Genomic DNA, 26299 nt, shown 5'->3' with positions numbered 1-26299 from the left:
AAGGAAACCGCCTCGTCATCGCACGCGCTCCACCGTCAGCGCCGTGCCGCCCGGCGCCTGCGCCTGCACGCGGCGGTCGTACATCGATTCGCCGTAGGCCGGCGGCGCAACGAAGCGGCCCGCGTTGCTCGCCTTGATCCGGTAGACGAACTCGCGCACGTCGGTCGTCGCGGTGCCGTAGATCACCACGCGATCCTCGCGGATATCGGCGAACTGCGGCTGCCACGTCGAGCCCTTCACGCCGATCGGCGAATGCCACGGCGCATCGGCCACCGGCGCCGACGCACTGCCGTCGCCGTTGCCGTCCCCCTCCTGCGTATCGGTCGCGGGCGGCGGTGCGATCACCGGATCGAAGCCGCCCGGCAGCAAGTCGACGATCGCGACGTTGCCGATGTTCGCCGAACCGGTCGCGCGGATCTTCAGGTGCACGTCGATCTCCTGGCCGAGCGCGATCCTCGCGAGCGGCTTGCCGTCGGTATCCGTGTAGTCGCGCACGATCTCCAGCCCGTTCCGGATCGCCTTCGTCGACGTGCCGCGGTCGTAGCCCGACTGGCTCGCGACCCACCACGCCGGCAACATGCTGCCGTTCACGAAGTCGACCCGCGATGCGCCGGCCGACCACGTACCCGAGCGCACCAGGTTCGCCTGGATCGACGACACGTCCTTCGGCGCGGCGCCCGCGCGCACTTCGTTGATCGCAAGCTGGTCGAGCTGGCCCGCGTTCGATGCCGCGTACGCGTCGAGCGCGAGAATCGTCATCGCCGACGACAGCGTGTTGTAGCGGTTGTCGACGAGCGGCGCGGCGAGGTTGTCCATCGCACGCGGCGACAGCTTGCGCACGCGCTCGGGGAAGTGCTTCGCGAGCAGGTACAGCACGCTCGCGTCGCGCGTCAGCGGGTCGATGTAGTAGCCGGCCGAATAGTCGCCGTCGGACGCGCGCTTGCGTTCGAGCAACGCCTGCGGGCCCGCGATCAGCGCGGCGGCCTCCTTGTCCTGCTTGAGCAACTGATACGACGCGGCGAGCCACGCGGCCGCGAGATCGTTGCGCCATTCGTTCGGATAGGCCGCCTGCAGCCGCTTCTGCACGGCCGCGAGGCTGTTGGTCGTCACGTTGCCCTGGCGCGTCAGCAGGTACACCGCGTACGCGCGCTGCCGCAGCAGATCGAGCGAGCCGAGCGAATCGTTCGCGGCGAGCCGCTGCAAGTACGCATTGCCCGCATCGAGCATGTCCTTCGGCACCGCGACGCCACGGTCGCGCGCGTCGAGCAACACGTGCATCGCATACGCGGACACGAACGGATCGGCATCGGGCGTCGCGCTCCACAGGCCGAAGCCGCCCTGTGCGTTCTGCCGGCTGCGCAGCACGCCGAGGAACTGCGCGATCGCGCTCGCATTGGCCGCGTCGACGCCGGCCTCGGGCGCATGCATCGCGCTCGTCAGCGCGCGCACCGACAGCCATTTCGCCGCGAACATGCGTGGCACGGCCGCGCTCACCATCTGCTCGCTGCAGGCGTGCTCGAAGTTGACGAGATACGACGACAGCCCTTCGGACAGCACCAGCGGCGCGGTCGAAATGCTCGCGTCGCGCGACGCGTATGCGTCGTACATCGACCGCAGGTTCGGCACGCCGGCCTTCTTGCCCGGGTCGAGCCGCGCGATGTCGAGCTGCGTGCGGAACGCGGCGGCCGGCCGCACCGACACGTCGACACGCTGCTGCGCGCCCTTCGCGCCGTAGCGCGCGCCGAACGACAGCGCGCCCGAGCCGAGCGTGTCGGTCGCCTTCACGCGGAACAGCGCGACGCCTTCGTGCTGCGGCGCGAGCACGACGTTCTGCGTCGCCGGCCCGATCACCTGCAACTGCGGGCCCGTCTTCAGCGTGACCGCGACCGGCACCGGCTGGTTGCCGACGCCCGTCAGGTTGTTCGCGACGCCAACGCTGACGTCGGCCTCGTCACCCGGCGCGAGCGTCGTCGGCACGTTCGGCGACAGCACGAAATCGCCGCGCACCGTCGTCGCGCCTTCGAACGTGCCGACCAGATCCGGCGACACCGACACGGCCATCACGCGCAGCTTCCCGTTGAAGTAGTCGGGCACCGTGTAGCTCAGGCGCGTGTCGCCGTTCACGTCGACGATCCCCGACCAGTAGACGACCGGCTTGTCGCGCTTGCGCTTGAACGGGTTCAACTGGCGGCCGATCGCGTCGTCGGCGTCGCCGCCGGGCGCGGCCATCGCCATCAGCTTCTCGAAGTCCGGCAGGATCAGGTCGAGGATCTGCGACGTGCCCACTTCGAGCATCCGCTTGCGGAAGAAGAACTTCAGCGGATCGCCGAGCTTGTAGCGCGCGACCTGCAGAATACCCTCGTCGACCGCGAACACGACGACCTTCGCGGGCTTCGCCGAATGCACGGTGAAGTTGACGGTATCGCCCGGCTTCACGAGCGCCGGCGCATCGACGCTCACCGTGTTGCGGCGCGCGTCGAGGTTCACCGAGAACGGCACGACGCCGTAGCTCAGCGGGCTCATGAAGATCTCGTCCGACGACGGATCGCGGATGTACTGCACGTTGATGTAGCCGTTGCCTTCGAAGCCGGCCGGCACCGTGATGTGCTGGATGGAACTCGTCGTGTCCGCATGGAACCACGCATGCGCATACACCTTGTCGCGCTCGATCGTGATCAGGCCGCTACCCGCATACGGCGCACGGATCGCGATTTCCACCTGCTCGCCCGGCTTGAAGTCGTGCTTCGCGAGGCTCACCTGCAGCTCCGCGTTGCGGTCGAGCGAACGCGTGACGTTCGCGGCGCCCGTGACCGAATACTCGATCCGGTTCACCGCCGCGCCATCCGCGCGGCGGATCACGAGCGCATAGCTGCCCGGCTTGTCGGTGCGCAGCGCGTAGTCGAGCCCGGCTGCGGGAATCGACAGCGGCTTGTCGTCGACCGGCACTTCCTTCAGCCGCGAATCGTATTTGTATGCACCGGAATCCTGCCTGGTCAGCACCGACACGTAACGCTGCTCGACCAGCTGCGCGCGCAGGTCCTTCACGTCGATCGCCTTCGCGCCCGGGTCGATCGCGACGAGCCGCACCGTGCGCGGGCTGCCGCGCTTCACGTAGCCGAGATCGTCGACCGACTTGTAGCCGACGAGCCAGTCGTTGTTCGACACGAGCGTCTGCGCGTTCGCGGCGACGTTGCGCCCGCCTTCCGCTTCGTACGCCTTCGCCTGGAAGTAGAGCTGATAGGTCGCGTCCGCGTACTTGTCGAGATCGAGATCGAACTCGGCATGGCCCTTGTCGTCGGTCGTGCCGTCCTGCAACGTGGACGTATAGCCCTCCTTCGCGCGGCGTGCGTCGAAGAAGTGATAACCCTGCCAGCTGCGGAACGACGGCCACACGGGGCGCAGCGTCAGCGTCGCCGCGACGCGGCGTTTCTCGGCCGGCGTGCCGAACAGGTTCTGCGCATCGACGAGGCCCTTCAGCCCCTTCGGCTTCACCCACCCTTCGACGACCTGCTGCGACAGCTTCGCGTCGACCTTCATCCGGTCAGGCAGGAATTCCTTCACCTGCACCGTCGTGCTGCCGATCGGCTCGGCGCCCGGCTGGCCGTCCTTGACGATATACAGGTTGACCGTCCACGTCCCGGTCGGCGCCGTTTCGGCGGTCGTGTAGCCGAGCTCGGTGAAACCCGTCGCGTCGACGGTTACCGGCTTGCGCTCGACGGTCATCCCGCGCGGGTCGACGATCTCCGCCTGCAGCGGCACGCCGGCCGGGCTGCGCGCCCAGCTGGCCGCGCGCACGATCAGGCCGATGTGGAACGGATCGCCGGGCCGGTACAGCCCACGATCCGAGAACAGGTAAGCGGACAATTGCCCCTGGCCCGTCGCGTTGCGCTCGCCGTCGACGTCGAAGCGCGAGAAGTCGAGCTGGCGGTCGCGGCCGGCCACCGGCAGGAACGACAGGTCGGTGTCCTTCTTCACGACGTACAACTGCGGACGCTTCTCGCGGTCGAGCCCCTTGAACGCGGGGAAATGCACGACGCCGTAGGCGCTGGTCGTCTGTGTGAACAGCGCCTGGCCGTTCACCGCGAGCACCGACACGGTTGCGCCCGCAACCGGGCGGCCCGTGCGGACCGACTGGATGAACACGTCCTGGCTGCCATCCAGCGCCTTCTTGACCAGCATCCCGAGATCGGTCACGACGATCAGGCGGGTGTCGCCGAGCGTGTTGTCGCCGTCGTCGCCGTTGCCGCTGCTGTCGCCGGAATCGGCGTTGTCGGACTGATCCTGGCTGCCGTCATCCGATGCCGAATCGCCATCCTTCGCGTCGTCGGTTTTCTTCTTCTCGGCCGCCGGATCGTACTTCGACAGATGCAGCAGGAACACGCCGCGCTTGCCGTCCTTCAGGTACTGGCCGAGGTCGATGCCTTCGTAATGTGCCCGGCCGGGATCGCCGGCCGGGAACGCACGGGTCTGCACGAAGCGCTCGACGATGTGATCCTCGCTGAACGAATACGACAGCTCGGGCCGCGCGTACGTGCCGTTGTTGAAGCTCACGAGATGCTGGATCTGGTCGGGCAGCACGCGGCCGATCTCGACCTTCATGCCCGGCAGATTGCGCGACACGACCGACAGCCGCTTGCTGCCGCTCATCGACAGCAGCGAGCCGTCGGCCATGAAGCGCAGCAGCTTCGGATAATCGGGCACCGTGAAGGCGTTCGTCACCGGCGCGCCGAGCCGGTAGCCGCCCGCGGACTTCAGGTCGCCCTCGAAGCGCACGACGACGCGCTCGCCCGGCGTCGCGTGGTACTTGAAGCTCTGCAGCGTCGCGAAATCGTTCTCGGTCGGCACGACGTCGAGCGGCAGCGGCTTCGACTGCTTCAGCACCGCGTCGCTGATGTCGGCCACGTTCCATTCGTACGGCGGATCGTCGTCCGCCTGCTCGACGCCCGGCTTGCGCTTGGGCAGCACCCACGCCTTCGCGCGTGCGGCGAGCTCGGCGCCGCGCACGCCGTCGGAGGTTTCCGCGACGAGCACCTGTTCGGGCTCGTAGCGCTCGTTGTCGACCAGCGTCGGCGCGATATTGCCGATCGACAGGCTGTACAGCCCCGGCACGCCGACCGACGCGTGCAGCACGTCCGGCGTGCCGTTGCCGCCGCGCGCGCTCTTCACGCCCTTGTCGACGTCGAGCCGCACCGCGAGCGGATCGCGCGGAATCTCGAGCGGCTGCGAGTAGACCCACGCGCTCGTCTTCATCTTGTCGTAGTTGACCGTGTAGCGCAGCGGCGACACGGTCTTGCCGTCGCGGCCGACCAGCACGAGGCCGATGCGCTTCTCGAACTCGGCCGGATCGACCGGGTAGTTGAAGCGCAACTGCAGCAATGCCTGCTTCTCCGCCGGATTGTCGGGGTTCTGGTAGAACTGGCTGTCGCCGAACGCCGCGGCGAACGCCGGCACGTCGAACGCGAAACGGTCGTCGTGCATCGTCACCTGCGGCGCGAACACCCGATGCACGGCGAAGCGCACCTCCACGTGTGCGCCGACCGGCCAGTCGGCCGCCGGCGTGAAGCGCAGCGTCTTGTCGTCGGCCCACTCCCACGCGCCCTTCAGCGCGGGCGTCATCTCGATGCCGTCGCCGGCCGGCTTGCCGACCTGCTCGATCGGCGCGGCCGATTGCGAGAACGCCACTTCCAGCGGGTGCACGGTGATCTTCGGCTTGTCGGTGTCGTCGACCTCGTAGGTCGTGATCGCCGGCGCCTTCACGGTGAAGCCGACGGTTTCGGGCTCGGGCGGCTTCGGGCGATGCTTGAACCAATAGCCGCCGTAACCGAGCGCGGCCGCGAGCAGCACGAGGCCGCCGGCATGCCACGGGCGGCGACGCACGGCCGCGGCGGTGACGCCCATCCATGCGGGCGCCGTCCACGACACGTCGCCGACCAGCGGCCGCAACGCACAGCCGAGCAGCCACCAGACGAAGCCCGCCACGCGAATCGGCAGGAGCAGCAGGAAGCGCAGCAAATCCATTTTGTTATTTCCTTGTCAAGGACATGCTGCCCCAGCGGCAACCTTCCCCGAATCGTTATGGGTCTGTGACGGCGCGGCCCGGTTGCGCCGTGAATACTTGGTATGTTCGACCGGATGCTGCGCGCCATTATCGATCAGACCCGAAACGATGGAAACAGCGGTGTGCCGGCGCGCAACGCCGGCCGACGACCGGCCGGTCGGGCGGATTTCCACGGGTTCCCGGGTCCACCGCCCGATCTCTGCACATGGCGGCGCCGCGTTCGCTAGAATGCCCGGCTCGGCAGGATCGAATCGAATTGACGTCCCCCTCTCCCTAAAGGGAGAGGATTCCCACACCTGGCGATGCACGTCCGCATCGGAGAATGTTCAGCGCAGCGTTGATATCTCGATCATGCACGACACCACAGTCACTGCAGGCCCACTCTCTTATTCTCAGTCCCGCAATACCTTTCGGCCGCGCCGTGCTGTCTTGCGACCCGCACGCCGAACAGGACTGGGTAGAACCGCTTTCGTCGACTTCCTCGAACGTGGCCCCGTGCGCCATCGCCTTGTAACGGAGCTTGTTTCGGAAGGACGACCAGGATGCGTCGTAGACGCTCTTCGCCATCCTGGTTCTGGCGAGTTTTGCGGCCGACACGTTGCCAACCGCGATGTAATCGAAGCGCCGCACCAGATCGAGCGCGAGCTTGTGCTGGAAATCGGCACGGGCATTCGCGACCTTGGCATGCAGCTTCGCGATATGCCGCTTGTGCTTTCGCGCCCGTTGCGCTTTCGCCAGCTTCTCGGCCGCTCGTCGACCGAACTGGTCATTGGGCAGCTTCTCTCCGGTCGAAAGTGTGGCGAAGTCTTTCAGGCCGAGATCGATGCCCACACCGGAACGAACCGGGCGGGCCTGCACATCGGGCATCTCGATCACGATATTGAGAAACCAGTTGCCGCGTGCATCCTGCGCAAAGTTGGTCCCATCCTTGATCTTGCCTTCGGGAAGCGGTCGGCTGGTGAACACGCGAAAGGAGTTGCCGGCAAAGCGAAACGCGTCGCCTTCGCGCTTCAAGTCACGGCCCTTCAGCGGCACCCAGCCCAGCGATTTTCTGCCGCGATAACGCAGGTACGGGCGACGGTGCTGGCTGCGCGACTTCGCGTATTGCTCGCACGTCGCGTTGACCGTGCCGGAGTGAATACCGAGTTCCTTGCTGCTGCCGGTCGTCAGCACGTTCAGGTCGAATCCCGTCGGCCATTTCTTGCCCCACTTGAGCGCGTGCTTCTGCGTGTCGTTGCAGAAGTTCCAGACGTAGTTCACCGCGCGGCTCTGCTTGTTAAGCAGTCCGTTGAGCGACTTCACGCGGTAGCGATAGACAAGGATCATGCCGGCCATTTTAACGGTGGAATGCCGCTGGCAAACAGCAGCGCTCCTTTCCTCCCCGCCCTGAAGGACGGGGAGGAAAGGAGCAACTGATGAAAGGAAACCGCTTGAAACTCCCGTTCGAATGGCAGATCGGGCTGCGCTACGCGCGCGGCGGCCGGCGCTCGGCCGGCGACGGCTTCGTGTCGTTCATCGCCGGCGCCGCGATGGCCGGCATCGCGCTCGGCGTGGCCGCGCTGATCGTCGTGCTGTCGGTGATGAACGGCTTTCGCACCGAGGTGCGCGACCGGATGCTGTCGGTGCTCGCACACGTGGAAATCTTCTCGCCGTCCGGCGCGATGCCCGACTGGCGGCTGACCGCGCACGAATCGTTACAGAATGCGGCGGTGCGTGCCGTCGCGCCCTATGTCGACGCGCAGGCGCTGCTGACGAACGCGGGCAACGTGACGGGCGTCGCGCTGCGCGGCATCGATCCCGTGCTCGAGCCGCGCGTGTCCGAGATCGCGCGCAAGCTGAAGACCGGACGCCTCGACGCGCTCGTGCCGGGCGAGATGGGCATCGTGCTCGGCGCCGCGCTTGCGGACGCGCTGCACGTGAAGATCGGCGACCGCATCACGTTCTTCGCACCCGGCAACACCGCGCGCCTGGGCGACGCGATGCCGCGGTTCCGCCAGTTCAACGTGGTCGGTACGTTCGAGTCAGGCCACTACCAGTACGACAGCGCGCTCGCGTACATCCATATCCGCGACGCGCAGCAACTGTCCAACGTGAACGCGCCGACCGGCATCCGGTTGCGCATCGACGATCTGCAGCGCGCGCCCGAGATCGCGCTCGCGCTGTCGCGCACGCTGTCGGGCAACCTGTACCTGCGCGACTGGACGCGGCAGAACCGCACGTGGTTCGAAGCCGAGCGGCTGCAGAAACGGATGCTGTCGCTGATCCTGATGCTGATCGTCGCGGTCGCCGCGTTCAACCTCGTGTCGTCGCTCGTGATGACGGTCACGCAGAAGCAGGGCGACATCGCGATCCTGCGCACGCTCGGCGCGCCGCCCCGCTCGATCATGAAGATCTTCGCGATCCAGGGGATGGCGATCGGGCTCGCCGGCACGCTGGCAGGCGTCGCGCTCGGCTGCGCGATCGCGGTGAGCATCCCGGTGGTGCTGCCGGCGGTCGAGCAGTTGCTCGGCATCCGTTTCCTGACGCCGTCCGTGTACTTCCTCAGCTCGCTGCCGTCGAAGCTGTCGGCAATCGACGTGATCGAGATCGCGTCGGCCGCGTTCCTGATGTCGTGCGTCGCGACGCTGTACCCGAGCTGGCGCGCCGCGCGGGTGCGGCCGGCCGAGGCGCTGCGCGACGAGTAGGCGCGATCGGCACGATTGGCGCGAATGGCGCGGCGTTACGCGATCTCGTGGAAGCCGACGCTGTTGCCGCCGTCCGGCGTGTAGCCGGCGAGCACGTCGAAGCCGACGTTGACGAGCTCCGTGCGCATGCCATAGGACTTGTTGCCGGACGAGTCGACGAAGATCGCCGCGCCCGACGATAGCTGGCGCGCGGCGTCCAGCAACGCGAGCGTGCCGCGCGCGGTGCCGGCCGACGGCTCGATCGTCAGCGTCGTGCCGTCCTGCGTGGTGAAGTGCCCGCCGGGCGGCACGGGCGGCGGGTTCTCCGCGACCGATTGGTTGAGCAGGCTCATGAAGTGAAAGCGCGCGTCGGCGCCCTGGCTTGCCGCCGCGCGATCGCTGTCCGTGAACGTGTCGCCGCGCACGGCCGCACCCTGCGCGGCGATATCGACGGCCTGCTCGTGAAAATCGCGCGTCGCGAGCACGAGGCCGGCGTTCGAATTCAGCGTCGACTCGATCCATGCGCGATCGCTGTCCGTCATCGTCTTCGACACGACCTTGATCCGGCCGGCGTCTGTCGCGAAGTCGAACTGCGCATCGGCCAGATCCGGCCGCTTCGCGACGAGGTCCTGCAGGCTCGTCGCGAGCGCGTCGGTCACGCCGCGCAGCTTCATCGACAGGTCGCCCACCATCGACAACTGTTTCGTCATTGCCGCCTGCTGCGCTTGCGGATCGATTGCCCGGATGCTGATCGGTTCGTCTTGCGGTGCGCCGGACGCCGTCGTGTCCGTCGTCTGGCGCCCGTCGAGCGCCGCCTGTGCCATTTGTGCGAGCGTAAGGCCGCCCGCCGCCGTGACCGTAATCGTCATTGCCCTCTCTCTCGTTTTAAGCGTGTTTTTCATTGTTTACGGACGGATTGCCGGGAAGTTGAGCGCGCATGTCACACACGCGTCGAAACTTTGTTTGACTCGAACTAAAAAAGTTTGACACAGACATTTCACTGAGATAACTTTTGCGCAAGCTTCCGGAAAGCAATCCGGCCAGCGTGCCGACTCGCGTCGCGCTTTCCTGCCGTTGCAGCACCGCCGTTCGCAACACTCCCGCCTCATCGCATCGCGCCGTTCCGTTTCATCCGAACCCTGAAGGAAGCCCGGGCATGCCCGCATTTGATTCGCAGTCCTGCATTCGTAGCGCACCGCCGCACTGACGATTTCCGTTCGGGGCGACGCGTTCGCCTCGACGCCGGCCGGATGCGCGCCGCCGGACGCGCACCGGCACCGGGCGAGACGCTCATCCATCTCGCCCGCCGTTTTTGATGGTGCAGTTCCGCTTCATCCGACGCAGCACCCGGCCAGGCCGCAGGGGGCGTATCGCGAGCCGGCCGGTTCCAGACAAACACAAGAGACGAGGTCGATTCAATGAACATTCATCGAACCGGAGTGCGGCGCGCATGGCTGCCCGCGCTCGTGGCGGCCGCGACGCTCGCCGCGTGCGGCGGCGACGACGGCGGCAGCGTGGCGGGCGTGTCAGCGCTCGCGCAGGGCCAACAGGAGGGGGCCGCCGCGGCGGCCGATACAGCCGGTGCGCAATCGCTCGCGTCGCGCTTTTCGCCGTCGGGCGTGCCGTACGCGAACCCGGCGAGCGGCGGACGCTACAAGCCGGTGATCAGCAACGGCCAGGTGCAGCCATCGCTGTCGGGCGGCACGATCGAGGAGAACGCGTGGGTCGACACGCCGGTCGATTCCGACGGCGACGGCACGCGCGACCGCATCCACGTGCGCATCGTGCGGCCGTCCGAAACCGCGAACGGCGCGCGCACGCCCGTCATCGTGCTCGCGAGCCCGTATTACGCCGGGCTCGCCGACAGCCCCAATCACGACGTCGACGTCGAACTCGACGGCACGCCGCATCCGGCCGCGACCGCCGGTGCCGCGGCATCGGCATCCACCCGCATCCTGGCCGCCGCGCCGCAATCGCGGATGCTGCAGCAGGTCGAGGCGGCCGCCGCCGGCCGCTCGTGGATCGAAAGCTACTTCGTGCCGCGCGGCTTCACGATCGTCTACGCGGATTCGCTCGGCACCGCCGGCTCGGACGGCTGCCCGACGATCCTGACGCGCGACGAATCGGTGGCGATGGCGTCGGTGATCCGCTGGCTCGGCCGCGACGCGACCGCGAAGGACGCGAACGGCAAGACGGTCGTCGCGAACTGGTCGACCGGCCACGTCGGCATGTACGGGGTGTCGTACGACGGCACGCTGCCGAAGATGGTCGCGAGCCTGCGCACGCGCGGGCTCGACGCGATCGTGCCGATCGCCGGGCTGTCGAACATGTATGGCTACTACCGCTCGGGCGGCCTCGTGCGTGCGCCGGAAGGCTATCAGGGCGAGGATGTCGACGTGTACATCAAGGCGCTGCTGACCAACGCGCATCCGGAGCGCTGCACGCACCTGATCGACGAAGCGCTGCAACAGGAAGACCGCAAGACCGGCGACTATTCGCCGTTCTGGGCCGCGCGCGACATTCCGACCGCGTTCGCGGTCGCGCCGGCGCTCGTCGCGCAGGGTCTCACCGACGACAACGTGCGCGTCGATCAGTCGACGTCGTGGTATCTGGCGATGCGACGCCAGGGCGTGCCGACCCAGCTGTGGCTGCATCGGCTGAAGCACACCGATCCGACCCGCGTGCCGGGAATGGCCGACGCGTGGACCGCGGAGGTGAACCGCTGGTTCACGCGCTACCTGATCGGCTTCGACAACGGCGTCGAGCAGGATCCGCGCGCGGTGGTCGCGCAGGCGGACGGCACGCTGCTGAAGGAAGCGGACTGGGCCGCGCGCCACGCGACGCCGGTCACGTACTTCGCGGGCGGCGACGGCGCCGGCACCGGCACGTTGCTGCGGCTGCCGAGCGGCGGCCCGCTCGCTCGCTTCACCGACGATGCGCGCATTCCCGCGCTCACGCTGGCGAACACGGCGACCGGCGAAAACCGCAGCCGCTTCGAAACGGCCCCGCTGACGGCCGCGGCACGCCTGTCCGGCGCCGCGACCGCTCGCGTCAGGCTGACCTTCACGGGCGTCGCGAACGTGACGGCCTTGCTGGTCGACCGCGCGCCGGACGGCACGGCGACGATCGTCACGCGCGCATGGACCGACCCGCGCAACCGGCTGTCCGAGTGGGTGTCGCAACCCGTGCTGCCCGGCATGCCGTACGACCTGAAGCTGACCTTCATGCCGCGCGACTACAAGCTGGAGGCCGGGCACCGACTCGGGCTCGTCGTCCTCTCCAGCGACTACGAGGCGACGCTGCGGCCGACGCCCGGCACGGGCCTGACGCTCGATCCGGCCGGCACGTCGGTGACGGTACCGCTGGCTTCGCCGTCGACGGGCGCGTAGTCGTGCGCCGGCGGCCGTCGTAGCGGCGGCGCCGCCCCCCGCCTGCATGCCAGTCGATGTGGGCGGGGGATCGCTGCAAGAAGGGAGCACCTGCGCTAGGCTGCGGCAATCGAATGCCTACGGTGAGCCCCGATGATTCCCCTCAGCGCCAAAGCCATCGTCCGCGATGGCCGTTCCGTCCTGTTCCTGCGCAATCCCCGCGACGAGTGGGAGCTGCCGGGCGGCTGGCCCGAAGCGGGCGAATCGCTCGAAGACGCCGTCACCCGCGAAGTGCAGGAGGAATGCGGAATCGTCGCATCGGCGATCCGCTACGTGGGCAGCCGTTCGTGCGAGGTCGTGCCGGGCAAGCGCGTCCTGATCGTGTGCTTCCAGTGCGAGGTCGATCGCCGTGAAATCGTGCTGAGCGACGAGCACCACCAGTTCGGCTGGATCGACCTCGATGCCGCCAAGCCGGCGAACCTGCCGGATTTCTACTGGGCATTCTGCAGGCAGACGGACTGATTCGACGCCGCCGCCCGGCGCTCACACCGGCGTCAACACCGGCTGCCCCGTGAAATGCCGCGCTGCGTTGTCGAGAAACTGCCGCACCGAGCGATCGAGCGCCTCGGGCGACCAGCCGCCCATGTGCGGCGTGAGCACGACGCTGTCGAGATCGGTCAGCGCACGCGGCGGCTCCGGTTCCCCTTCGTACACGTCGAGCCCCGCGCCCGCGATGCGCTCTTCGCGCAGCGCGTCTGCCAAAGCAGCGGTATCGACAACACTGCCGCGCGACACGTTGACGAGAAAGCCGCCCGGGCCGAGCGCATCGAGCACGGTGCGATCGATCAGGTGCCGCGTGCCCGCGCCGCCCGGTGTCGCGACGATCAGGAAATCGGCCCACTGCGCGAGCGCGTCGACCCGGTCGAAATAGCGGTACGGCACGGGCTTCTCCGAGCGGTTGTGATAACCGATCTCGATGTCGAAGCCGGCCGCGCGGCGCGCGCACTTCTCGCCGATCTTGCCGAGCCCGACGATGCCGAGGTTCTTGCCCGACACGTTCGGCGGCATCGACAGCCCGTCGCGCCACACGCCCGCACGGGTCTTCGCATCGAGCTGCACGACGTTGCGCACCGCCGCGAGCAGCAGCGCGAACGCGTGATCGGCGACGCAATCGTCGTTGGTGCCGGCGCCCGTGACCACGGTGATGCCGCGCGCCTTCGCGTGCGCGACATCGATGTGCTCGTAGCCCGCGCCGAGCGCGCTGACGAACGTGAGCTGCGGCAGCCGGTCGATCTCGGCGGCGGTCAGCCCGGTGCTGCCGTTGGTCAGCACCGCGCGAATCGTGCCGCCGTGTTCGGCGATCGCGCGTTCGCGCGCATCGGGCGTCTGAGCATAACGCACGTCGAACGACGCGGCGATCTCGCGATGCGCGTCGCCGCGCAGTGCGATGAGGACCAGCAGCTCGGGCTTCATGTCAGCAAATGTCCGCAGGCGGGGAACGAATTTCAGTGTAACAAGCCCGCATGACGGATGCGGGTTATCCCCACACCGGCTGTGGACACGCCGCCGCACGCGGTTTGCCAAAGCCGGCTCAGTCAAGTAACTTTCGGCGTACGCCCCCGTCCTGGAGATTGGCCCCGATGAAGCTCGCCCTGCCCGCCCGGATCCTGGGCCTCGCGTTCGCCGCCGCCATCGTGGCGCCCGGCGCACACGCCGACACGCCCGTCGTGGTGTCGTCGAAGATCGACACCGAAGGCAACCTGCTCGGCAACCTCATTTCACAGGTGCTGAAGGCCCACGGCATTCCCGTCACCGAAAAGATCGCGCTCGGCACGACGCCGATCGTGCGCAAGGCGCTCACGAGCGGCGAGATCGACGTCTACCCCGAATACACGGGCAACGCCGCATTCTTCTTCAACAAGGCCGACGACCCGGTGTGGAAGAACGCGAGCCAGGGCTACGACACCGCGAAAAAACTCGACTACGCGGCGAACCATCTCGTGTGGCTCGCCCCGGCGCCCGCGAACAACACGTGGGGCGTCGCGCTGCTCGCGCCCGTCGCGCAGTCGCAGCACCTGAAGACCTTCTCCGATTTCGGCAAGTGGGTGGCCGGCGGCGGCAAGGTGAAGCTCGCGGCCTCGGCCGAATTCGTGAACAGCGCGTCGGCGCTGCCGTCGTTCGAGAAAGCGTACGGCTTCAAGCTGAAGCCCGAGCAGCTCGTCGTGCTGTCCGGCGGCGACACGGCCGCGACGATCAAGGCCGCCGCGAACCAGACCGACGGCGTGAACGCCGCGATGGTCTACGGCACCGACGGCGGCATCGCATCGAGCGGCCTCGCGGTGCTCGACGACGACAAGCACGTGCAGCCCGTCTACGCGCCGGCGCCGGTGATTCGCGAAGCCGCGCTGAAAGCGCATCCGCAGATCGCCGACTTGCTCAAGCCCGTGTTCGCGAGCCTCGACCTGAAGACGCTGCAATCGCTGAACGCCCGCATCCAGCTCAACGGCGAGCCGGCGGCCGGCGTCGCGAAAAGCTACCTGAAAGCGAAGGGTTTCGTGAAATGACGGAGCGCGCGGCCGCGTCCGCGCGGCGCGTCACGCTCGACAAGGTCGGCATCCTGATCGGCATCCTGACGATCGTCGCCGTGTTCGGCCTGTCGTTCGCGGTGCTGCGGCCGAACCGGATCGCGGCCGGCACCGGGCTGTCGGTGTTCGCCGCGCTGCCGCCGATGCAGGGCGCCGCACTCGCCGCGCTATGGACCGTCGGCGCGCTATGGGCGATGACGGCGAGCCGCCCCGCGTGGCGGCTCGCGGCCGGCTGCGCGGGGCTCGCGACGCTCGCGTATGCGGTCGGCGCGGCCGCGACGCATGTCGTCGCGCCCGACGACATGCTGGCCCGCGTGTCGCCCGATGCCGGCGTCTGGCTGCTGCTGTTCGCGTGGGCCGTGCTGATCGCCGACGCACTCGCGCGCCTCGCGTTCGGCCCGTGGCGGCGCCTCGCCGCGCTCGCCGTCGCGATAGCAGCGGTTTCCGTGCCGCTCGCGAGCGGCTGGTGGGACGGCCTCTCCGTGATGCGCGAATACGCGGTGCGCAGCGACGATTTCTGGCGCGAAGCGATCCGTCACGTGTCGCTCGCGGGCGGCTCGGTCGCCGCCGCGCTCGTCGCGGGCGTGCCGCTCGGCATCGCCTGCGCGCGCATCGCGGCGGTGCGCACCGTCGCGATGCCCGTGCTCAATATCGTGCAGACGATCCCCAGCATCGCGATGTACGGGCTGATGATGGCGCCGCTCGGCCTGCTCGCCGCGCACGTGCCGCTTGCGGCCGCGCTCGGCATTCGCGGGATCGGCGTCGCGCCGGCCGTGCTCGCGCTGTTCCTGTATTCGCTGCTGCCGATCGCATCGAGCGTCGTGGTCGGGCTCGAACAGGTGCCGCCGCACGTGACCGAGGCGGCCCGCGCGATGGGCATGACGCGCATGCAGCGGCTGCTGCGCGTCGATCTCGTGCTCGCGCTGCCGGTGATCCTGAGCGGCGTGCGCATCGTGCTCGTGCAGAACATCGGCCTGACCGCGGTAGCCGCGCTGATCGGCGGCGGCGGGTTCGGCACCTTCATCTTCCAGGGGATCGGGCAATCGGCCGCCGATCTCGTGCTGCTCGGCGCGATCCCGACGATCGCGCTCGCACTGGCGTCTGCGGTCGTGTTCGAAGCCGCGACGTCGCTCGCGAAAGGGCGTGCAGGATGATCGAGATCGAACGGGTCGGCAAACGCTTCGGCGACGCGCTCGCCGTCGACGACGTATCGCTGACGGTGCAGCGCGGCACGATCACCGCGCTCGTCGGCGCATCGGGCAGCGGCAAGTCGACACTCCTGCGCATGATCAACCGGCTGATCGCGCCGACCAGCGGCACGATCCGCATCGATGGCGTCGATACGGCGACCGTCGCGCCCGAGCAATTGCGGCGCGGTATCGGCTACGCGATCCAGGGGCACGGGCTGTTTCCGCACTGGAGCGTCGCGCGCAACATCGCGACCGTGCCGCGCCTGCTCGGCTGGCCGGCCGAGCGCATCGACGCGCGCGTGAACGAACTGCTCGACCTGTTCCACCTCGCGCCGGCCGAGTTCGCGGGCAAGCTGCCGCACGAACTGTCGGGTGGCCAGCAGCAGCGTGTCGGCGTGGCGCGCGCACTCGCCGCCGAGCCCGCGATCCTGCTGATGGACGAACCGTTCGGCGCGCTCGATCCGATCATCCGCAACAAGGCGCAGGACGACCTGTTCGCGCTGCAGCGCCGCCTCGGCATCACGGTCGTGATCGTCACGCACGATATCGAGGAAGCGCTGAAGCTCGGCGACACGATCGCGGTGATGGACGGCGGGCGGCTGCTGCAGGTCGCGTCGCCGGCCGAGATTCTCGGCGGGCCGGCACCGGGTGTGGTCGAACAGCTCGTCGCGGGCGTCGACCGGCCGCTGCGCCTGCTCGCGCTGACGCCGATCGACACCGTGGCCGAAGCCGGCCACGTCGATGGCGAACCGATCGCCGCGACGCGCACGCTGCGCGATGCGGTGTCCGAATTGTTGTGGCGTGGTGTCGATGCGCTGCCCGTGGACGATACGGCCAACGGCACGCCCAACGCACGCGGCCCCCGCCGCATCACGCTCGACGCGATCCGCGCACACGCGAGGAAGCCCGCATGACGACCCGCGGCAGCGTGCAGTTCAAGCAGTCGTCACTTCCCGCGTACGTCGCCCGCGCGGCCGCGCTCGCGCTGCTGCTCGTGCTGCTGTTGCGCCCCGCGTGGCTGCAGGGTCTGTTCGCGCCGTTCGCCGACAACGGCGCGCCGGTGATCTACGATCGCGCGAGCCTGCTCGATCTCACGCTCGCGCATCTCGGCACGGTTGCGCTGTCGAGCCTGATCGGCACGATCGTCGCGGTCGCGGCCGGCATCGCGGTCACGCGGCCGTTCGGCGCGGATTTCCTGCCGGTCGCGCGCAGCGTCGTCGATATCGGCCAGACCTTCCCGCCGGTCGCCGTGCTCGCGCTCGCCGTGCCGGCCGTCGGCTTCGGCTTGAAGCCGGTGCTGATCGCGCTCGTGCTGTACGGGCTCCTGCCGATTTTCGAAAGCACGATCGCGGGGCTCGAGGACGTGCCGCGCGACGTCGTCGACGCCGCGCGCGGGATGGGGATGAGCGGCTGGCAGCAACTGGTGTCCGTCGAGCTGCCGCTCGCGTTCCCGGTGATCGTCAACGGCATCCGCCTCGCGGTCGTGATCAATCTCGGCACCGCGACGATCGGCTCGACGGTGGCCGCGCGCGGGCTCGGCGACGTGATCATCGCGGGCCTGCAGACGTCGAACACCGCATTCGTGCTGCAAGGCGGCGTGATCGTCGGCTTGCTCGCGGTGCTCGTCAGCGATGCGATCGGCGCGATTGCGCGGGCGGCGAGCGCGCGGCGCGCGTAGAAGCCGTCACGCAATTTTTCGAAGGAGCAACCATGGCTGTTCTCGACACCGGCCCGTTTTTTCATGGCACGAAAGCGGATTTGCGGATCGGCGACTTGCTGACGGCAGGCTTCCGATCGAACTACCGGGATGACGTCGTGATGAATCACATTTACTTCACGGCCCTGCCCAAAGGCGCCGGCCTGGCTGCGGAAATGGCCAAAGGCGATGGTCGGCCGCGGCTCTACGTCGTCGAGCCCACCGGCGAATTCGAAAACGACCCGAACGTCACGGACAAGAAATTCCCCGGCAATCCGACGCGATCGTATCGAAGCACATCGCCTTTGAAGATCGTCGGCGAACTCGATAGCTGGGAACCGTACGATCCGGCGTTCATCGAGCAGCTCAGAATCCGCATCGAAACCGGTATCGGCGAGATCATCAACTAGCGTTCCTTTCGCGCCGATTCGCAAATCGGGCCCGAACTGCCGCCGGAATCGGACACGCGTGCCGACGACATTTCCGCGATACCGCGGGCGAATCGCAGGAAAGGACGGAAGCGCCCGGTTCATCCGGACTCCGATGCGTGTCCGCGCAACGATCGGCGCGTCGATCATCGCGAACGTGACAAGCCTACACGTCGCTTTCATTCGAACCCGCCCTCGACCACCCGCCGCGATTGGTCGATATACTATGCGCCTCCCATTTCCCCACACTCCACCATGCGACGACGGTTCTTCTGGCTGATCGTGCTTTCGCTCGGCATTGCGCAGCACGCCGCGGCGCAGCAGACGCCCGCCTTGCCTGCCTCTGCGCCCGAAGCAGCCGCATCCGCGCCAGGCGACGCATCCGCACCGCTCGCCAACGATCAGCCCAACGAAGCAAACCGCCGCATCACGTCCTACCTGACGAAGAAATTCGGCGTCGCGAAGGAACGCGCCGCGAAGCTCGCCGATATCGTGAGCGTCACTGCGACGAAATATTCGCTGCCGCCGGCACTCGTTTACGCGATTATTTCGATCGAATCGCGCTTCCAGGAAAAGGCGCGCGGCCAGCATGGCGCGACCGGGTTGATGCAGGTCGTGCCGTCCGCGCACCGCGGCATGCTGCGCAACGTGAAGGATCTGACGGAGCCGAATGCGAACGTCGAAGTCGGCTCGCGCATTCTGTCGGGCTACGTGAAGGCGGCCGGCGGAAACGTGCAGGCAGGGTTGAAGAGCTACAGCGGCGGATCGAGTGCGTATGCGGCGAAAGTGATGCAGCGGGTCGATTCGTTCCGGTTCGTGCTCGAACCCGAGGACGACGCGAAAAGCGCGAATACCGCGAACGACGCGAACAACGCGAAGGCGCACATGGTGCCGGTCAGCGATCCGTCACCGGCGCCGGCCGCGAACCGCAACACGAAGTAAGTGCATGCAGGAACGTAAACGAGTACGGCGACGCATTCGCGCCGCCGCCCCATGGAATCGCCGGATCACCTCCCTCGTGCCTTGATCCGGCCCCCTCTGATCAAAGCTGCCCCGCCGCCCCCGTCCACCGCAGGTAATCCCCGCGCGTCCAGTCGAGCGACACGCCGACGCGCTTCGTCCCGGGCCGGATCTTCGGCTTGTACATCGACAGCGTCAGCGATTCCAGCGCCGGCCATTCGCGGAACGACAGCACCGCGAGATCGGCAACGAGCGTTTCCAGCAGCCGCGTATGCGGCTTGTGCGCCAGAAACGACGCCACGCGTGCGCAGTACCCGTCGTAGTCGATCCACTCGCCCTGCTCGCTCGGCTCGCAGCGATAGCCGAGCCGCGCGTCGATCACGACCGGCTGCGGCGCTTCATGCTCGTGCGCATGAATGCCGATCCGCGCGGGCACCTTCAGTTCGTCGACGAACACGCTCCAGCCGCGCCCGCGCAGGCGCGGCGCGTCGATCGCCACGAACGGTTCGTCGAACGGCTTCATGAGACGAGCGGCGCCGCGGCGTCGAGCATGATGCGCACGAAATAGTCGGCGAAGCTGCGACGCAGGACGATCTCGAACGTGTCGTCGCCGGTCGGAATCAGCGTGATCGGCGACTTGAAGTAGTGCGACTGCGCGCACTGGCCCGGCTTGAACACGCGCGGATGCAGATCGAGCGGGCAGCCGCGCGCGATCACGTCCCGCACGCGTTCGCCGCTGATCTCGACCACCGTGTAGCCGCTGCCGACGTCGACAGCCGCCGCATACGAGCCCTGCACGGCCTCGGCCAGCTTCGCTTCGAGCACGCCGGCCTGGACCGGCCCGTTCGATCGCACGAGCCATTCGTCGGGGCCGAGCCACAGCACGTCGTATTCGGCGCCGCGCGCCACCGTGTTCGGCGCCGCGGGCGGCAAGCAGCCGACCACGCGCTCGAACGCGGCGACGAATGCCGGATCGCTCAACTCGCCGCGCACGTTGACGAGATCGAGGAACGGCCGCTCGCGCAGCGTGAACTTCTTCGACGCACGCGCCTGGTGCGCCTTCAGCACGTCGGCCGCGCCGACGAACGGCGATTCAAGCGTCACGCCGCCCGCACCCGCCACCTGCGTCTGGTTTCTCGTTTCATTCCACATGCTGACGCACCCCTTCGGTATCGTAGAAAACCGGGCTCGAGATCTTCGCGGTGATGCGGCGGCCGTTGGCCAGCGGAATCACGACGCTCTCGCCCATCTTGTTCAGGCCGCCCTTCACCACCGCCAGCGCGATCGAGCGCTTCAGGATCGGGCTGTAGTAGCTCGACGTCACGTGGCCGATCATCGGCGTCGGATCGACCGCCGACACCTGCGTGTCCTTCGCGATGATCTGCGCGCCTTCCGGCAGCACGAACTGTTCGTCTTCGGTCAGCAGGCCGACGAACTGCTTGCGGCCTTCCTTCGCGGTATCCGAACGCGACAGCGAACGCTTGCCGAGGAAGTCCTTCGACTTCGCGACGACGCCGCCCATTCCGAGATCGAACGGCGTGATCGAGCCGTCGGTATCCTGGCCGACGATGATGTAGCCCTTCTCCGCGCGCAGCACGTGCATCGTCTCGGTGCCGTACGGCGTGATATCGAATTCGGCACCGGCCGCCATCAGCGCTTCCCACACCGCGCGGCCCGCGTTCGCCGGCACGTTCACTTCATAGGCCAGCTCGCCCGAGAAGCTGATCCGCATCACCCGCGCCTTCGCACCGGCGACGGTGCCGTTGCGGTAGCTCATGAACGGGAACGCTTCATTGCCGAAGTCGATGTCCTGGCACACCTTCTGCACGACCTTGCGGCTCTTCGGGCCGACCACCGCGAACGTCGCCCAGTGATCGGTGACGGACGCGAGCCGCACCTTCATGTCGGGCCATTCGGTCTGCAGCCAGCGCTCGAGCCACGTCAACACGCGCGCCGCGCCGCCGGTGGTGGTCGTCATCATGAAATGCTGGTCGGCGAGGCGCACGGTCACGCCGTCGTCGAACACCATCCCGTTTTCGTCGAGCATCAGCCCGTAGCGGCACTTGCCGATTTCGAGCTTGTTCCACGGGTTCGTGTACATCCAGTTCAGCAGCTTCACCGCGTCCGGCCCCTGGATGTCGATCTTGCCGAGCGTCGACGCGTCGAGAATGCCGACGCCGTTGCGCACCGCGAGGCATTCGCGCTTCACGGCAGCATGCAGATCCTCGCCGTTCTTCGGGAAGTACCACGGGCGCTTCCAGTTGCCGACGTCCTCGAACATCGCGCCGTGCTCGACGTGCCATTCGTGGACGGCCGTCTTGCGGATCGGGTCGAGGAAATCGCCGGTCTCGCGGCCCGCGAACGTGCCGAACGACACGGGCGTGTAGTTCGGGCGGAACGTCGTCGTGCCCGTTTCCGGAATCGTCTTGCCGAGCGCGCCCGCGAGGATCGCCATCCCGTTGATGTTGCCGAGCTTGCCTTGATCGGTGCCGAAGCCCATCGCCGTGTAGCGCTTCACGTGCTCGACCGACTCGAAGCCTTCACGCGCGGCGAGCAGGATGTCGGCCGCCGCGACGTCGTTCTGGAAGTCGACGAACTGCTTCGGCCCGCGCGCGGCCGCCTCGCGGCTGCCGACGAGCCACAATGGCTGTAGCGCACCTTCGACGGCTTCGGCTACTTGCGGTGCGGCCGGACGCTGCGCGGCCGTGAAGCCCGCGGCCTTCGCTGCTTCCACGCCCGCATCGACCGCGAGCCGCAGCGCACGGGCGAGCCCGAATTCGCCGGCCGCCGCACCGATGCTCGCTTCCGCCTGCACCGGCTTGCCCGGCAGGAAACACGCCTTCTCGTCGTTCCAGCACGCCTTGCCGCCCGACTGCGCGAACAGGTGCAGCACCGGGCTGAAGCCGCCCGACATCGCGACGAGGTCGCACGGCAGCGTCTGCAGCTTGCCGCCGGTCTGGCCGTTCGAGTAGGACGCGACGTCGACCGACGATACGCGCCACTTGCCCGAAGCGGCCGTGACGACCGCACCGCTCATCACCGTCACGCCCTGCCGCTTCGCAGCGGCCGGCAGCGCGCCGTTCGACGATGCGCGCGAATCGACGACCGTCACCTTCGCGCCGCACGCCTTCAGGTCGAGCGCGGTCTGGTATGCACGATCGTTGTTCGTGAACACGACCACGTTGCGGCCCGGCAGCACGCCGAAGCGATGCACGTAGGTGGACACCGCGCCCGCCAGCATCACGCCCGGCAGGTCGTTGTTGCCGAACACGATCGGCCGCTCGTGCGCGCCGGTCGCGAGGATCACGCGCTTCGCGCGGACCTTCCACAGCAACTCGCGCGTGCCCTTGCGCATCGACACCGGCAGGTGATCGGTCAGGCGCTGCGTGACCGTCACGAGGTTGTGGTCCTGGTAGCCGAACGCGGTGCTGCGCGACAGGATCGTCACGTCGGGCAGCTTGCGCAGTTCGGCTTCGATCTTCTCGACCCACTGCAACGCGGGCTTCGCGTCGATCTCCGCGCGGCACGACAGCAGGCTGCCGCCGAGTTCGCGCTGGTCGTCGACGAGGATCACGCGCGCGCCGGCCGTCGCTGCCGCATGCGCGGCGGCGAGGCCCGACGGGCCACCGCCGACCACGAGCACGTCGCAGTGCGCGTAGCACTTGTCGTAGCGATCGGCGTCGAGCACTTCCGGCGCCTTGCCGAGGCCGGCCGCTTCACGGATCTTCTCTTCGTACTTCGGCCACATGTTGCGCGGCCACATGAAGGTCTTGTAGTAGAACCCGGCCGGCATGAAGCGCGAGAGCTTCTGGTTGATCGCGTACTTGTCGTTCTCGAGCGTCGGCTCGGCATTCACGCTCGTCGCGACGAGCCCCTGGTACAGCTCGATCTCGGTCGCGCGCGCGTTCGGCACCGTATACGGGCCGGTTTCGAGCTGCACGACGGCATTCGGTTCCGCCACGTCCGCCGTCACGATCCCGCGCGGACGGTGGTACTTGAAGCTGCGCGCGACGAAATGCACGCCGTTCGCGAGCAGCGCGGACGCGAGCGTGTCGCCCTGGAAGCCCTGGTACGTGCGGCCGTTGAACGTGAACGTCAGCGGAATCGCGCGATTGATGCGGCCACCGGTGCCGAGGCGGTCTTTCTGGCTCATTTGCTCGTGCCCTCTTCGTGTGCGTTGCCGGCAGCGGCGCCCTGGTTGGCAGCCCCGCCGAACTTTTCGTAGCCCTTGATATCGTAGGTGACCGTGTCGCGCGTCACCTTGAACCAGCGGCGGCAACCCTGCGTGTGCAGCCATTGCTCCTTGTGCAGCCCGCGCTTGTTCTCGCGCATGAACACGTATTCGCCCCATTCGCGGTCGGTCATGGTCTCGTTCGCCACCGGGCGCACGATGTCGGCTTCACCGCCGCACGTGAACTCGGATTCGGCGCGCGGCCCGCACCACGGACATTCGATCAGCAACATGTTTCTTTCTCCAATGGTGACTGGGTTAGTGCGCGACGGCGGCGGCGCCGTGCTCGTCGATCAGGTGACCCGTATAGAAGCGGTCGAGTGCGAACGGCGCGTTCAGCGGATGCGGTTCGTCGCGGGCGATCGTGTGCGCGAACACCCAGCCCGAGCCCGGCGTCGCCTTGAAGCCGCCGGTGCCCCAGCCGCAGTTGAAATACAGGCCCTTCACGTCGGTCTTGGTGATGATCGGGCACGCGTCCGGCGACACGTCGACGATGCCGCCCCACTGGCGGTTCATCCGCACGCGCGAGAACACCGGGAACATCTCGACGATCGCCTGCAGCGTGCTTTCGATGATGTGGAAGCTGCCGCGCTGACCGAAGCCCGTGTACTGGTCGATACCGGCGCCGATCACGAGGTCGCCCTTGTCGGACTGGCTGATGTACGCGTGCACCGCGTTCGACATGATCACGGAGTTCACCACCGGCTTGATCGGCTCGGACACCAGCGCCTGCAGCGGATGGCTTTCGATCGGCAGACGCACGCCGGCCATGTCGGCGAGCGTGGTCGTGTTGCCGGCGGCCACCACCGCGACCTTCTTCGCCTTGATGAAGCCCTTCACCGTATCGACGCCGACCACCGCGCCGCCTTCGCGGCGAATGCCCGTCACCTGGCAGTTCTGGATGATGTCGACGCCGGCGCGGTCCGCGCCGCGTGCGAAGCCCCAGGCCACCGCGTCATGGCGCGCGACGCCCGCACGGCGCTGGATCGATGCGCCGAGCACCGGATAGCGGCTGTTCAGGTTGATCGTCGGCTCGATTTCCTTGATCTGCGCGGGCGTCAGGAATTCCGCGTCGACACCGTTCAGCCGGTTCGCGTTCACGCGACGCTCGGTGTCACGCACGTCCTGCAGCGTGTGCGCGAGGTTCATCACGCCGCGCTGGCTGAACATCACGTTGTAGTTGAGATCCTGCGACAGCCCTTCCCACAGCTTCATCGCCTTCTCGTACAGCGCGGCCGATTCGTCCCACAGATAGTTCGAGCGCACGATCGTCGTGTTGCGCGCGGTGTTGCCGCCGCCGATCCAGCCCTTCTCGAGGATCGCGACGTTCGTGATCCCGTGCTCCTTCGCGAGGTAGTACGCGGTCGCGAGGCCGTGACCGCCGCCGCCGACGATCACGACGTCGTATTCCTTCTTCGGCTCCGGGCTCTTCCACTGCTTTTCCCAGTTCTCGTGATACGAGAGGCCGTTGCGGAACAGGCTGAATATCGAGTAGCGGCTCATGTTTGGATCCTTCGTTAGCATTCGATGACGTTCACGGCGAGACCGCCGCGCGACGTTTCCTTGTATTTCGTCTTCATGTCGGCGCCGGTTTCGCGCATCGTCTTGATCACGGAATCGAGCGACACGTAGTGCTGGCCGTTGCCCTTGAGCGCCATGCGCGACGCGTTCAGCGCCTTGATCGCGCCCATCGCGTTGCGCTCGATGCACGGGATCTGCACGAGCCCGCCGACCGGGTCGCAGGTCATCCCGAGGTTGTGCTCCATGCCGATCTCGGCCGCGTTCTCGACCTGGTCCGGCGTGCCGCCCATCACGGCGGCGAGCGCGGCGGCGGCCATCGAGCACGCGACGCCCACTTCGCCCTGGCAGCCGACTTCCGCGCCGGAGATCGACGCGGTTTCCTTGTAGATGATCCCGATCGCCGCGGCCGTCAGCAGGAATTCGACGATGCCGGCTTCGTTCGAGCCCGGCACGAACTTCACGTAGTAGTGCAGCACCGCGGGGATCACGCCGGCCGCACCGTTGGTGGGCGCGGTGACAACCCGGCCGCCGGCCGCGTTCTCTTCGTTCACGGCCATCGCATACAGGTTGACCCAGTCGAGCATCGACAGCGGGTCGCGCAGCGACTCTTCCGAACGCGAACGCAGGCGGCCGTTCAGCTCGGCCGCGCGGCGCTTCACGCGCATCGGCCCCGGCAGGTCGCCCTCGACCTTGCAGCCGCGCTCGACGCAGGCGGCCATCGTGCGCCAGATCGCGAGCAGCCCGGCGCGCACTTCGTCGGCGGGGCGCAGCGCGCATTCGTTGCGCAGCATCAGTTCGGCGATCGACAGCCCGTGTTCGCGGCACTGGCGCATCAGGTCGTCGCCGGTGCGGAACGGATACGGCACCTCGACCGCCGCGCGCACGCCGTTCACGCGATCGCCGTCGCGGTTCACGACGAAGCCGCCGCCGACGGAGTAATACTCTTTCTCGACGAGCAGCTGGCCGTGTTCGTCGAATGCCTGGAAGCGCATCCCGTTCGGATGCACGATGCTCGTGCCGCTCATCAGCTTGCGATAGAAGCCGATGTGTTCCTTCTCGTCGAAGCGCACCGTCTGCTTGCCGAGCAGCGACAGCGACTTCTCCGCGCGGATCGCGGCGAGCCGCGGCTCGATCAGGTCCGGATCGATCGTGTCCGGCAGGTGGCCCTCGAGGCCGAGCAGCACCGCCTTGTCGGTGCCGTGGCCCTTGCCGGTCGCGCCGAGCGAGCCGTACAGCTCGACCCGCACGCGGCGCACGAAGCCGAGCAGGTTCGCGTCCTCCACGTGCGACGCGAAGCGGCACGCGGCGATCATCGGGCCGACCGTATGCGAACTGGACGGGCCGATGCCGATCTTGAACAGGTCGAACGCGCTGACGTTCATCTGGCTTCCTTTGGGTTGCATGCGTGAAATGTCGTTGGGCCCCAGTACATCAAAGCGTAAAATCGGCCGATAGAACAAAAACGGCATCGGCGTGGGATAGCGCCGCCAAGCGCCGCGCCGGCCGGCCCGAAAGTGCGTTTTGGCGATGGTTCGCGACGGAAAACCACAAGTCCGGCCACGGCCGATCGGCGACGCTGGCTGCATCCGCGCCGCCTCC

19 protein-coding genes are annotated in these 26299 nt (G+C 67.6%); 9 read left to right on the top strand and 10 right to left on the bottom strand.

Annotated features, from left to right (window positions below; genetic code table 11):
- Window positions 1-15: 15 nt before the first annotated feature.
- Together BLS50_RS27580 and BLS50_RS27575 are read right to left on the bottom strand one after the other, a co-directional pair.
- Entirely contained in the window at window positions 16-6018 is a 6003-nt protein-coding gene (locus BLS50_RS27580) for an alpha-2-macroglobulin family protein (RefSeq protein WP_074805659.1), read from the bottom strand.
- Between the two features lie 313 nt (window positions 6019-6331).
- Entirely contained in the window at window positions 6332-7384 is a 1053-nt protein-coding gene (locus tag BLS50_RS27575) for an RNA-guided endonuclease InsQ/TnpB family protein (RefSeq protein ID WP_074806763.1), read from the bottom strand.
- An 89-nt stretch (window positions 7385-7473) separates the two neighbouring features.
- Between BLS50_RS27575 and BLS50_RS27570 the strand changes: the two genes are divergently transcribed.
- Window positions 7474-8742 carry a lipoprotein-releasing ABC transporter permease subunit gene (locus BLS50_RS27570; RefSeq protein WP_080486929.1) on the top strand — a complete coding sequence of 423 codons (1269 nt, stop codon included), beginning with the start codon at window positions 7474-7476 and terminating at the stop codon, window positions 8740-8742.
- Window positions 8743-8777: 35 nt separating this feature from the next.
- Here the strand turns inward: BLS50_RS27570 and BLS50_RS27565 are convergent, their stop codons facing one another.
- Window positions 8778-9590, bottom strand: coding sequence for a hypothetical protein (locus BLS50_RS27565; protein WP_256334182.1), 813 nt, complete (start codon window positions 9588-9590; stop codon window positions 8778-8780).
- Between the two features lie 549 nt (window positions 9591-10139).
- On the opposite strand from BLS50_RS27565, the gene BLS50_RS27555 reads away from it, so the two are divergent.
- Both BLS50_RS27555 and BLS50_RS27550 read left to right on the top strand, forming a co-directional pair.
- Window positions 10140-12110 (top strand): Xaa-Pro dipeptidyl-peptidase, encoded by a 1971-nt coding sequence (locus tag BLS50_RS27555; RefSeq protein WP_074805649.1) that lies wholly within the window; start codon window positions 10140-10142, stop codon window positions 12108-12110.
- A gap of 132 nt (window positions 12111-12242) precedes the next feature.
- On the top strand, window positions 12243-12611 hold the full coding sequence (locus tag BLS50_RS27550; protein WP_074805646.1) for an NUDIX hydrolase: 369 nt from the start codon (window positions 12243-12245) through the stop codon (window positions 12609-12611).
- Window positions 12612-12632: 21 nt separating this feature from the next.
- On the opposite strand, the gene BLS50_RS27545 is transcribed toward BLS50_RS27550, so the two are convergent.
- Window positions 12633-13562 carry a 2-hydroxyacid dehydrogenase gene (locus BLS50_RS27545; protein ID WP_074805643.1) on the bottom strand — a complete coding sequence of 310 codons (930 nt, stop codon included), beginning with the start codon at window positions 13560-13562 and terminating at the stop codon, window positions 12633-12635.
- Between the two features lie 167 nt (window positions 13563-13729).
- Here BLS50_RS27545 and osmF point away from each other — a divergent pair, with 167 nt between their 5' ends.
- The 6 genes from osmF to BLS50_RS27515 all read left to right on the top strand — a co-directional run bounded on the left by osmF (window position 13730) and on the right by BLS50_RS27515 (window position 18930).
- Window positions 13730-14653 (top strand): glycine betaine ABC transporter substrate-binding protein OsmF, encoded by a 924-nt coding sequence (gene osmF, locus BLS50_RS27540; protein WP_006493662.1) that lies wholly within the window; start codon window positions 13730-13732, stop codon window positions 14651-14653.
- Window positions 14650-15828, top strand: a complete 1179-nt coding sequence (locus BLS50_RS27535; RefSeq protein WP_074805639.1) for an ABC transporter permease — start codon at window positions 14650-14652, stop codon at window positions 15826-15828. Before osmF ends, BLS50_RS27535 begins: the two co-directional genes overlap by 4 nt.
- The gene (locus BLS50_RS27530) at window positions 15825-16778 is read left to right on the top strand and encodes an ABC transporter ATP-binding protein (protein WP_011547042.1); all 954 of its coding nucleotides are present in this window, start codon (window positions 15825-15827) and stop codon (window positions 16776-16778) included. Before BLS50_RS27535 ends, BLS50_RS27530 begins: the two co-directional genes overlap by 4 nt.
- Window positions 16775-17542 carry an ABC transporter permease gene (locus BLS50_RS27525; RefSeq protein ID WP_034175156.1) on the top strand — a complete coding sequence of 256 codons (768 nt, stop codon included), beginning with the start codon at window positions 16775-16777 and terminating at the stop codon, window positions 17540-17542. The genes BLS50_RS27530 and BLS50_RS27525 overlap by 4 nt, the downstream gene beginning before the upstream one ends.
- Window positions 17543-17574: 32 nt before the next feature.
- Window positions 17575-17970 (top strand): NAD(+)--rifampin ADP-ribosyltransferase, encoded by a 396-nt coding sequence (gene arr / locus BLS50_RS27520; RefSeq protein ID WP_074805636.1) that lies wholly within the window; start codon window positions 17575-17577, stop codon window positions 17968-17970.
- Window positions 17971-18243: 273 nt separating this feature from the next.
- Window positions 18244-18930 (top strand): lytic transglycosylase domain-containing protein, encoded by a 687-nt coding sequence (locus tag BLS50_RS27515; RefSeq protein WP_074805633.1) that lies wholly within the window; start codon window positions 18244-18246, stop codon window positions 18928-18930.
- Between the two features lie 100 nt (window positions 18931-19030).
- Here BLS50_RS27515 and BLS50_RS27510 read toward each other — a convergent pair whose 3' ends face one another.
- From BLS50_RS27510 to BLS50_RS27485, 6 genes are read right to left on the bottom strand one after another with little or no spacing between them, the layout of a single operon-like run.
- Entirely contained in the window at window positions 19031-19471 is a 441-nt protein-coding gene (locus tag BLS50_RS27510; RefSeq protein ID WP_012339474.1) for a dihydroneopterin aldolase, read from the bottom strand.
- On the bottom strand, window positions 19468-20100 hold the full coding sequence (locus BLS50_RS27505; RefSeq protein WP_012339473.1) for a sarcosine oxidase subunit gamma: 633 nt from the start codon (window positions 20098-20100) through the stop codon (window positions 19468-19470). Before BLS50_RS27505 ends, BLS50_RS27510 begins: the two co-directional genes overlap by 4 nt.
- On the bottom strand, window positions 20090-23101 hold the full coding sequence (locus tag BLS50_RS27500) for a sarcosine oxidase subunit alpha family protein (RefSeq protein ID WP_074805630.1): 3012 nt from the start codon (window positions 23099-23101) through the stop codon (window positions 20090-20092). The genes BLS50_RS27505 and BLS50_RS27500 overlap by 11 nt, the downstream gene beginning before the upstream one ends.
- Complete coding sequence (locus BLS50_RS27495) at window positions 23098-23412, bottom strand: sarcosine oxidase subunit delta (RefSeq protein ID WP_027808690.1); 315 nt, start codon at window positions 23410-23412, stop codon at window positions 23098-23100. Before BLS50_RS27495 ends, BLS50_RS27500 begins: the two co-directional genes overlap by 4 nt.
- Window positions 23413-23437: 25 nt before the next feature.
- Window positions 23438-24682 (bottom strand): sarcosine oxidase subunit beta family protein, encoded by a 1245-nt coding sequence (locus BLS50_RS27490; protein WP_006480591.1) that lies wholly within the window; start codon window positions 24680-24682, stop codon window positions 23438-23440.
- Between the two features lie 14 nt (window positions 24683-24696).
- Window positions 24697-26082, bottom strand: a complete 1386-nt coding sequence (locus tag BLS50_RS27485; RefSeq protein ID WP_011694831.1) for an L-serine ammonia-lyase — start codon at window positions 26080-26082, stop codon at window positions 24697-24699.
- Window positions 26083-26299: the final 217 nt, after the last annotated feature.

Source organism: Burkholderia orbicola, assembly GCF_900100915.1.
Lineage (GTDB): Bacteria > Pseudomonadota > Gammaproteobacteria > Burkholderiales > Burkholderiaceae > Burkholderia > Burkholderia orbicola.
Note: the sequence above shows the minus strand (reverse complement) of the source record. Positions and strands in the feature narration are given on the sequence as shown.